The 1,801-nt window shown below is 61.5% G+C and carries 2 protein-coding genes; both read left to right on the top strand.

Annotation, left to right across the window (positions count from 1 at the left end):
* Positions 1-109 precede the first annotated feature (109 nt).
* Positions 110-877 (top strand): glucose 1-dehydrogenase, encoded by a 768-nt coding sequence (locus tag KDH09_07205; protein MCB0219463.1) that lies wholly within the window; start codon positions 110-112, stop codon positions 875-877.
* A 345-nt stretch (positions 878-1,222) separates the two neighbouring features.
* A partial coding sequence (locus KDH09_07200; GenBank protein ID MCB0219462.1) for a hypothetical protein occupies positions 1,223-1,801 on the top strand: 579 nt, incomplete at its 3' end.

Raw genomic sequence — 1,801 nt, 5'->3', positions numbered from 1 at the left:
GGAGAGGGGCAGGGTGAGGGTTCCGTTGCTGCAGTACCAAAACCCTCACCCGGCGCTTTACGCCGACCTCTCCCAAGGGGAGAGGTGAAAACCGTGTCAGGAGTTTCCAATGAGCGTTCTCGACAAATTCAGACTCGACGGCAGGAAGGCGCTTGTCACCGGCGCGAGCCGCGGGCTGGGGCGCGCCATGGCCGTGGCCCTTGCCGAGGCCGGCGCCGACGTGGCGATCACCGCCCGCGCAAAGGATGCGCTCGCTGAGACCGCCGCGCAGATCGAGAAGACCGGACGCAAGGCCTTTGTCATTCCCTGCGACGTGACCGACCGTCAGGCGATCACCGACTGCGTCGCGCAGGCCCGCAAGGACCTGGGGCAGATCGACATCCTCATCAACAACGCGGGCATCGGCATCGTCAAGCTCATGCAGGACATCAGCTTCGATGAATGGAACCAGATGCTCAATGTGAACCTGGCGTCCTACTTCTACTTTGCCCAGGAAGTCGCTCCCGAGTGGCTCGCGCGCGGTGCGGGCAAGCTGATCAACATCGCCAGCATCGACGGCCTCATCGCCGAGAGCCACACCTCGCCCTACTGCGCGAGCAAGGGCGGCGTCATCCAGCTCACGAAGGCACTGGCCGTCGAGTGGGCCAAGCAGCAGATCAATGTCAACGCCATCGCGCCGGGCTATTTCCTCACGGAGATCAACGAGAGCGCCTTGAAGGATCCCGTCACCGGGCCGCTCATGGTCAAGCGTATCCCGTTCCGTCGCTGGGGAGAGCCCGAGGAGCTGGGGCCGTTGGCTGTGTATCTGGCCAGCCCGGCCTCGGACTTCATGACCGGAGAGACGGTCGTCATCGACGGCGGGCAGGTCGCCAAGTAAGCGATGGCTACTTGAGATACCGGACAAAGAAAACGGCGCCCGATGGGCGCCGTTTTTTGTGATGATACGCGAAAAATGGACTGGGCCTCTCCGCCACACAAGCGAGCCATAAAGTAGCGAAGAGGCCCATTCACTTGATCCGAACAACTCCAGATTACTCCAGCCTCCCCCGGGCTGGGAACGGCAGGTTTGTAAAGTAATGTGAAAGATCGGGCCTTTGCGCTCTTCCCTGACGAACACCCCTGAGGCGCATTCTGGGCCCGAGGCTGGCTGGATCGGTCAACTTTTTGCGGGCCCGCTCATGGGTGCCGCCCCGTGGGGAATCGACTAGGCTGGGCCGGGCCCATGGATGAATTTTCCAACAATGACGAGTCCCAGCACGCACGCGACGCGTGGGTAAAGAGCCTCGAGCTCGAGGGCAAGGAAGAACTCCTCTTCGAGATCGACATGCTGCTGCGCGGTCTGGACCGCTTTTTCAATCTCGACAACCTGTTCTTTACGAACCGCGAGGAGATCATCCAGCGCGATTTCACCGACGAAATGGGCATCGTGACCCAGTTATTGAAGCGCCTGTCCTCGCTCACCGGAAAGCTCCTCGAAAACTCCGGTCCCGGCGACCACCACTTCCAGCGCTTTGTCGAGACCCAGGTGGCCGACGACCTCGTGCGCGACATGCTCGTCGAGAAGAGCCTCAACCAGGACACCCCGCGCCAGAGCCTCTACCTGCTCCACGACGGGCTCTCCCACGTGCAGGTGCTCACCGAGGCCCTCTTCCACAAGGAACGCATCGCCTACAACGTCTTCAAGGCTGCCGGTGAGATCATCCGGCGCGAGATCCTGCTCAACAAGTATTTCAACCCGCTCCAGCAGATGGCCTTTTCGCCCACCTACGACCGGATCCACAACCGCATCATCCGGGACATC

Source organism: Chrysiogenia bacterium (genome assembly GCA_020434085.1).
Classification (GTDB): domain Bacteria; phylum JAGRBM01; class JAGRBM01; order JAGRBM01; family JAGRBM01; genus JAGRBM01.
Note: the sequence above shows the minus strand (reverse complement) of the source record. Positions and strands in the feature narration are given on the sequence as shown.